Source organism: Pseudomonadota bacterium (assembly GCA_039815145.1).
Lineage (GTDB): Bacteria > Pseudomonadota > Gammaproteobacteria > Steroidobacterales > JBCBZW01 > JBCBZW01.
This window is the reverse complement of the sequence record JBCBZW010000063.1, coordinates 20771-27836: the sequence shown is the minus strand read 5'-3', so window position 1 is coordinate 27836 and position 7066 is coordinate 20771. Positions and strand designations below refer to the sequence as shown.

Here is a 7066-nt window from a genome sequence, read left to right as displayed (position 1 = left end):
TTTATCCTCGACAGGCGGCGCCTCAGCCTCCACCTCGGGGGCGGCTGCTGCTGCGGTGGGTTCGGGGGGCGTCGCCTCGGCGTCGCCTTTCTTTTTCTTACGTCCAAACACGGCGCCGGTATGGTAGCGCAGGGGCCACGGCCGATCGATGGGGAGAGGGGCCTGAGCAGACAGACGCGGGGCCGCCCGAGCGGGCGGGACAACCGCTTTCGAATCATCGGCGGACAGCATCGCGGAAGGCGCCTGCACTTTCCGGACTTGCCGGCGTTGCGTCCGTCGCCGGATCGGGTGCGGGAGACCCTGTTCAACTGGCTGGGGCCGTCGATCGTCGGCGCCCGCTGCGCCGATCTCTACGCGGGCTCGGGCGCCCTTGGACTGGAGGCCCTGTCCCGTGGCGCGGCCCACTGCCACTTCGTCGACAAGGCCCCGCAGGCGATCGACGCCATCGAGGGGCATCTCGAGGTGCTGGGCCTCGCGGCCCACGATCGCTCGACCTGCAGCAGCGCGGACGTGCAGGGTCTGCTGCGCCAGGGCGCCCTGAAGGCGGCGGACCTCTACTTCGTCGACCCCCCCTTCGACGGCAATCACTGGGACCGTTTGTGTACACTCCTGGACCAATCGCTGGCGGGTGCCAGCGCGCTCGTTTATCTGGAGCATCCGGCGCAGCTGGAGCCGGAGCTGCCCGCCGGCTGGCAACTGCTGAAGCAATCGCGGGCCGGGCGCGTGGGCTTCCGCCTGGCGCAGACGGCGACCGCCACCACGGAGTGAAGTGAACAGATGACCTCAGCCATGTACCCCGGCACCTTCGATCCCGTGACCAATGGTCACGCGGACCTGGTGCGACGTGCGCTGCGCATCTTCGACGAAGTGATCGTCGCCGTGGCCGCCAACCCCAACAAGGCCCCCATGTTCAGCCTCGACGAACGGGTGGAGATGGCCGAGGAGGTGCTCATGGGCCTCGGCCGGGTGCGGGTGATGGGCTACTCCGGCCTCACGATCGAGTTCGCCGCCCAGAATGCGACGCCCGTAATGTTGCGCGGCCTGCGCGCCGTGTCGGACTTCGAGTTCGAGTTCCAGCTCGCCACCATGAGTCGCCAGCTGTCGCCGGACGTGGAGACCGTTTTCCTCACACCATCCGCGTCCTTGAGCTTCATCTCCTCCTCCATGGTGCGTGAGATCGGCATCCTCGGCGGTGATGTGAGCGAATTCGTGCACCCCCTGGTGGCGCAGCGCCTGGCCAAGCGTGCCGCCGAGCGGCGCGCTTAAGCGACGAGCGCTGCTATGGCCCTCAAGATCACCGACGAGTGCATCAACTGCGATGTCTGCGAGCCCGAGTGCCCGAACGAGGCGATCTACATGGGCCCGGAGATCTACCACATCGATCCCGCCCGCTGCACCGAGTGCGTGGGTCACTTCGACAAGCCTCAGTGCCAGGTGGTGTGTCCGGTCGAGTGCATTCCCCTCGACCCGGACCACGCGGAGACCCGCGAGCAACTGCAGGCCAAGTACGAGGCCTTGACGGCCGCCGAGGGTGAGCCGACGCCGCAAGAGCAGTAGCCGCCGACTCCGGCTCAGGCTCTCCCGGCCGCCGCACGCACGGTTTCGTTGAAGCGGTGCAGTGCCCCTTCGAAGCGACCGAAGCGCAGGGCGGTGTTCGCGCCACTGCCCATCCCCGCCTGCATGCTTTCGGCAAGTTCGAAGTCCTCCCGCAGGGTGGCGACGGTCAGCGCGTGGTTCCTGTCCCAATAGCTATCGTCCTGGCCGGGCGCTGAGGGCTTGAGGGTGGCCACGCGCACCTGGGTCTGCGCCGGCCCCTGTGCATCCAGGCCGACCCAGATCACGTGATCGGCTTGCACCAGCAGCATCGAGGTGGGGAACACGGTGTACAGCACGTTGGCGTAGTCGCGGATGCACCAGGCCTCGGGCGGCTGCTGGTTGAGTTCGGCGATCGTCGAGCGTGGTAGCACGGAGCGGATGTGCGGTCCGAAGCACCGATAGCTCGAGAGGTTGTCGTTGAAGAGCGCGGCGATGGTTTTCCGGTGGGCTACACGAAAGTGATAGGCCTCGAGGCCCCCCTCCACCAGTAGCTTCCAGTTGCAGCGCCAGGTGTGCACCTGTGTGTCGTGCACGGTGAGCGTCTGCGTGCCGATCCAGGCGAGATCCTCCTCCAACGGGGCGAGGTGCTGGCTCAGTTCACCTGAGCGCTCGGCCGGCACCGTCCAGATGAAGCCGTGCGCCTCGGTCGTCGGCACCCGCCGCAGGCCCAGGGTGGTGCGGTCGAGGTCGGGGAACCCGGCGTCGAAGTGAGGGGCGCCGATGAAGTCGCCTCGGTTGTTCCAGGTCCACGCGTGGTAGGGGCAGGTGAAGCGTTGCCGGCAGCCTGTGGCGTCGTCCACCAGGCGCGTGCCGCGGTGGCGGCAGACGTTCAGGAAGACCCGCGCTTCACCGTCTTCGCCCCGCGTGAGCAGCAGTGGTCTCCTGTTGAGTTCGCGCCTTAGGAATCCGTTGGGCTGTGCGAGTTCGCTGCTGTGGGCGAGTATCTGCGGGAGCTCGCCGAAGACGCGGGCTCGCTCGCGCTCGAAGCGCCGTGGGTCGGTGTAGTCCTCCACGGGGCTTTGCGTCATGCGCTCGTCGAGGAAGCACTGCTTGGCCTCCTTGAGGCCGAGTAGCTCCGCCAGCAATTCCGTCTGTTCTGTCTGCTGCATAGCTTGACCCTTACCAGTTGGTAAGTGCTATATACCTACCAACTGGTAAGGGGTCAAGCTATAGTCCGTCACATGAGCATTCCAGCCGCACCATCGGACACGCGTGACCGCTTTCTCCAGGCCGCGTTTGCGCTGTTCGCCGAGAAGGGCTTCTACGGCGCCAGCATGGATCAGATCGCGCGCGAGGTGGCCTTGACCAAGCAGGCCTTGATCCACCACTTCGGCACCAAAGAGAAGCTCTACGGCGTCGTGTTGAGCGACATCTCGACGCGTCTGCTGGCGCAGATCGAGGACGAAGCGACCTTTGCGGACGCGATCGTGGGCCTACATCGTCGCGCCCAGCGCGACCCGAAGGACACGCAGCTATTGATGCGCGAGCTCCTGGACAACCGGTCCCGCGCTGCCAGCGCCGGCACCTGGTACCTGCGTCCCTTCATAGATCGCCTGCATAGCCTGTTGAAGGTCGCACCCGGGTGGGAGTGTGCCCCTGCGCACCTGGTGGCGACGCACACCTATCAGGTGCTCGGCGCCATCCACTACTTCGTGGTGTCGGTGACCACCCTCGAGGCGATGTACTCGGCGAATCAGGTGAAGTCGATGCGCCGCGCGTTTCCCGAGCGCCTGCGCACGCTGGCGGAGTTACCGCCGCCGGCGGCGGGGTGACGGCCCGGCAAAGGCGCTAGTGCAGGCCCAGGAGCTGGGTGACGAGGTGGATCGTGAGGCCGACGAGGCCGCCGATCAGGGTACCGTTGATGCGGATGAACTGCAGATCCCGCCCCACGTAGAGTTCGACCCGTTCCGCGGTGAGCTCAGCATCCCACTCGCGCACGGTCTCCGAGATCACCCGCGCCATGTCGCCGCGGAAGTGGCTCACCGTGTGCAGCACGGCTTCTCCCAACCACTCGTTGATCTCGCGCCGCGTGTCCTCGCGCTCGCGCAGGGTGCCGGCGAGGGTGGCGAGGGCCTCGGCGATACGCCTGGCCAGGCGTGAGTTGGGACGCTCGGTCTCGCGCCGGACGTACACCCGGATCTGGGTCAGAAGGTTGGAGAGGAAGTCCTGCACGGCGGGATCGTCGATCAGGTTGCGCTTGATGCGTTCCGCGGTGGCGTTGAGTTCCGGGTCTTCCTGCAGGCGCACGACGAGGTCGCGGATGCCGCGGTTGAAGCGCGTGCGGTCCGGATCGTTAGGGTCGTGGCGCACGCGCAGGAGAAAGCGCTCGAGTTCTGTCACCAGGCGCCGGTAGATCTCCCTATCGACGATGTTGGGAAGCCACCAGGGCGTCTCTTCCACGATGCGCCGATGGATCGACGCCTTGTTCTCGTGCAGGTAGTCGTAGGCAAGGCCGATGCCGGCATCCATCAATTCCCGCTCGCGGTCGGAGCGCAGGAGCATCTGCAGCCCCTCGCCGAGCAGCGGCGCGATGCGCAAGCGGCGTAGGCCCACGTTGAGGTTGGTCTGCAGCAGGTCGCGCAGCTCGTCGTCGTCCAACGCTTCGAGCACGCGGTCTAGGATCCGCGCCGCTTCGCGCCCCACCCGCGCCGCGTTCTTCGGCTTGGCCATCCAGGTGGCGCCGGCGTCGGCGAAGTCGATGTGCGCGAGCCGGGCGCTTAAGGTTTCCGTGCTGAGGAAGTTCTCGCGCACGAAGCGGGCGAGGGCCTCGCCGAGCTGGTCCTTGCGCTGGGGGATGATGGCCGTGTGCGGGATGGGGATGCCGAGGGGGTGGCGGAACAGCGCCGTGACGGCGAACCAATCCGCCAGGGCACCCACCATCGCGGCCTCGGTGAACGCGCGCAGGTAGCCGACCCAGCTGGCGTCGGTGCCGAGGCGAAAGGTGATGGCAAAGGTCAGCGCCATCAGGGCCAGGAGGCCGCCGGCGACGGCCTGCATGCGATGGAGGCGGCGGCGCTGCCAGGCCTCCGTGGGCGCCTCGCTTGCCTCGTTCACCTCCCGCTTGCCATGCTGCGCGTTCGCTTAAGCCTCGTGGTAGGCGGGGCTCAGCTCATGCACGGCGGCGATCATGGCGCCCGCGTGTTCAGGATCGACGTTCGGGTGGATGCCGTGGCCGAGGTTGAACACGTGCCCACTGGCGCCCTTGCCGTAGCTGGCGAGCACCTTGCCCACCTGCTCACGGATGCGATCAGGCGAGGCGTACAGCACGCAGGGGTCGAGGTTGCCCTGCAGCGCCACGCGGTCGCCCACCTTCGCGCGCGCATCGGCCAGGTCGGTGGTCCAGTCGACGCCGAGGGCATCGCAGCCCGTGTTCGCCATGTCCGCGAGCCAGGCGCCACCGCCCTTGGTGAACAGCACCACGGGGATGCGTTGGCCGTTGTGCTCGCGGTGGAGGGATTCGACCACCTGCGCCATGTAGCGCAGGGAGAACTCGCGGTAGTCGCTCGGGCTCAGGGCGCCGCCCCAGGTATCGAAGATCATCACCGCCTGGGCGCCGGCAGCGATCTGGGCGTTCAGGTAGGTGGCGGTGGCCAGGGCCACGGTGTTCAGCAGCTGATGGGCCAGCTTGGGATCGGAGTAGATCAGGCCCTTGATGAGGGCGAAGTTCTTGCTGGAGCCGCCCTCCACCATGTAGGTGCCCACGGTCCAGGGGCTGCCGGCGAAGCCGATCAGGGGTACCTTGCCGCCGAGCTCGCGACGGATCAGGCGCACGGCGTCCATCACGTAGCGCAGCTCCTGCTCGGGATCGGGCACGCCGATCTTGTCGACATCCGCCTGGTTGCGCACGGGCGAACTGAACACAGGCCCTTCACCGGTCACGAAATGCAGGCCGAGGCCCATGGCGTGGGGCACCGTGAGGATGTCCGAGAAGAGGATGGCGGCGTCCAAGGGATAGCGCCGCAGGGGTTGCAGCGTCACCTCGCAGGCGAGCTCCGGTGCCATGCACAGGGAGAGGAAATCGCCTGCCTGGCGGCGCACCTCGCGGTACTCGGGCAGGTAGCGACCGGCCTGGCGCATCATCCACACGGGAGTGCGATCGATCGGCTGGCGCAGCAGGGCGCGCAGGAAGAGATCGTTGCTGAGCGGTGCGAAGTCGGTGTTGTTATCGGTCATGTCTCGAAGATTTCCGCAATGGTGCGTTGGATGGCGAGGGCGGCGGCGCGCGGGTCTGCCGCGTCGCGGATCGGCCGCCCCACCACGATGTGATCCGCGCCGAGGGTGAAGGCGTCGGCGGGGGTGACGATGCGTTTCTGATCGGCGGCCTGCTCGCCTTCGCCAGCGGGCCGAATGCCCGGTGTGACGATGCGAAACGGCGCGTCGCTGGCGGGCAGCGAGGCGCGGATCGCCGCGGCCTCCTGGCCCGAGGCGATGACGCCGGCGCAGCCGCACGCGTGGGCCAGGCGGGCGCGCTCGAGTACCAGTGCCTCGACGCTCGGCACCGCGTGGCCGAGCCGCTGCAGATCCTGCAGATCGAGGCTGGTGAGCACGGTCACGGCCAGCACGCCGATCTCCTCACCGGCCGCTTCCACGGCCGCCTCCATGACCCGCGGGTCGCTGTGCACGGTGACGTAGCGAATCCCGCGTCCGCGCAGGCCGCGGACGGCGCTAGCGACGGTGGCCGGGATGTCGTGGAACTTGAGGTCGGCGAACAGGCGATGGCCGCGCTCCTCGGCGAGCCATCGGGTGAGGCCGAAGTAGTCCGCACTGGTCAGTAGGCCTAGCCCCAACTTGTAGAACTGGATGGCGTCACCCAGCGCGTCGACCAGGGCTCTCGCCGCCTCGTCGCCGTGCACGTCGAGGGCGAAGATCAGCCGTTCCCTGGCCGGCAGCGAAGGGCTTGGCGCCGCCGAGTGCAACTCTTCAACCATTGCCTATTCTAACCATACGTCGCCGTTTTCCGGTCTTTTTGACGCGGCAACCCGTATTTTCGTCGCTTACCCTCTGGGCCACTTGCGCTGACATGCTGATCGTGTAATGTCCGCGCCAGCGCGAGCCCCTGCCTCACCACCCCTCGCCGGTATCGCTTCGCCATCATGCTTCCCCGCCAACGCCAGTCCACCAGCGCACCCGCGCGCCGCCTAGCGCCAGTCGTCTGGACGCTCGCGGCCGCTTTGCTGCTGTCGAGTTGGCTGCTCGCCTCGCACGAGCATTCGATCGAGCATGAAGACACGCCCCACTGCGTGCTCTGCCTGGTGGCCGATCGTGATACCGCCGTTCCCGCTCCCTCGGAATCTCCGGCGCCGGTGCCCCTCACGGCGGACGGCCCGACCCCGATGGTGGCGCGCGCCACCCCGATTGCGCGGCGTCCCACCTCTACCCAGCCTCGCGCCCCTCCGCACCTCATCTAATCTCCGATCGCCCCCTGGGCGACCTAACCCCGCTCTTCGTTCGCCCTGCGCCCCATCAACTA

The 7066-nt window shown here is 67.5% G+C and carries 8 protein-coding genes; 4 read left to right on the top strand and 4 right to left on the bottom strand.

Annotation, left to right across the window (positions count from 1 at the left end):
* The 3 genes from rsmD to AAF184_15505 form a co-directional block, all read left to right on the top strand.
* A partial coding sequence (gene rsmD / locus AAF184_15515) for a 16S rRNA (guanine(966)-N(2))-methyltransferase RsmD (protein ID MEO0423745.1) occupies window positions 1-768 on the top strand: 768 nt, incomplete at its 5' end.
* 9 nt (window positions 769-777) lie between these two features.
* Window positions 778-1266, top strand: a complete 489-nt coding sequence (gene coaD / locus AAF184_15510) for a pantetheine-phosphate adenylyltransferase (protein ID MEO0423744.1) — start codon at window positions 778-780, stop codon at window positions 1264-1266.
* A 15-nt stretch (window positions 1267-1281) separates the two neighbouring features.
* Entirely contained in the window at window positions 1282-1557 is a 276-nt protein-coding gene (locus AAF184_15505; GenBank protein MEO0423743.1) for a YfhL family 4Fe-4S dicluster ferredoxin, read from the top strand.
* A 14-nt stretch (window positions 1558-1571) separates the two neighbouring features.
* Here the strand turns inward: AAF184_15505 and AAF184_15500 are convergent, their stop codons facing one another.
* Entirely contained in the window at window positions 1572-2705 is a 1134-nt protein-coding gene (locus AAF184_15500; protein ID MEO0423742.1) for an aromatic ring-hydroxylating dioxygenase subunit alpha, read from the bottom strand.
* Between the two features lie 72 nt (window positions 2706-2777).
* On the opposite strand from AAF184_15500, the gene AAF184_15495 reads away from it, so the two are divergent.
* Window positions 2778-3368, top strand: a complete 591-nt coding sequence (locus AAF184_15495) for a helix-turn-helix domain-containing protein (protein ID MEO0423741.1) — start codon at window positions 2778-2780, stop codon at window positions 3366-3368.
* A 16-nt stretch (window positions 3369-3384) separates the two neighbouring features.
* Here AAF184_15495 and AAF184_15490 read toward each other — a convergent pair whose 3' ends face one another.
* Genes AAF184_15490 through pyrF form a run of 3 tightly spaced genes read right to left on the bottom strand, consistent with a single transcriptional unit; the run spans window position 3385 to window position 6524 of the window.
* Window positions 3385-4650 carry a DUF445 domain-containing protein gene (locus AAF184_15490; protein MEO0423740.1) on the bottom strand — a complete coding sequence of 422 codons (1266 nt, stop codon included), beginning with the start codon at window positions 4648-4650 and terminating at the stop codon, window positions 3385-3387.
* 27 nt (window positions 4651-4677) lie between these two features.
* Window positions 4678-5769, bottom strand: coding sequence for a uroporphyrinogen decarboxylase (gene hemE, locus AAF184_15485; protein MEO0423739.1), 1092 nt, complete (start codon window positions 5767-5769; stop codon window positions 4678-4680).
* A complete protein-coding gene (gene pyrF, locus AAF184_15480; protein ID MEO0423738.1) occupies window positions 5766-6524 on the bottom strand; it encodes an orotidine-5'-phosphate decarboxylase in 759 nt (252 codons plus the stop codon). The genes hemE and pyrF overlap by 4 nt, the downstream gene beginning before the upstream one ends.
* Between the last annotated feature and the right edge of the window lie 542 nt (window positions 6525-7066).

Excerpts from the sequence above, each read along its gene's own strand:
- coaD (MEO0423744.1), top strand. The coding sequence starts at position 778 with ATGACCTCAGCCATGTACCCCGGCACCTTCGATCCCGTGACCAATGGT.
- AAF184_15505 (MEO0423743.1), top strand. The coding sequence starts at position 1,282 with ATGGCCCTCAAGATCACCGACGAGTGCATCAACTGCGATGTCTGCGAG.
- AAF184_15500 (MEO0423742.1), bottom strand. The coding sequence starts at position 2,705 with ATGCAGCAGACAGAACAGACGGAATTGCTGGCGGAGCTACTCGGCCTC.
- AAF184_15495 (MEO0423741.1), top strand. The coding sequence starts at position 2,778 with ATGAGCATTCCAGCCGCACCATCGGACACGCGTGACCGCTTTCTCCAG.
- hemE (MEO0423739.1), bottom strand. The coding sequence starts at position 5,769 with ATGACCGATAACAACACCGACTTCGCACCGCTCAGCAACGATCTCTTC.
- pyrF (MEO0423738.1), bottom strand. The coding sequence starts at position 6,524 with ATGGTTGAAGAGTTGCACTCGGCGGCGCCAAGCCCTTCGCTGCCGGCC.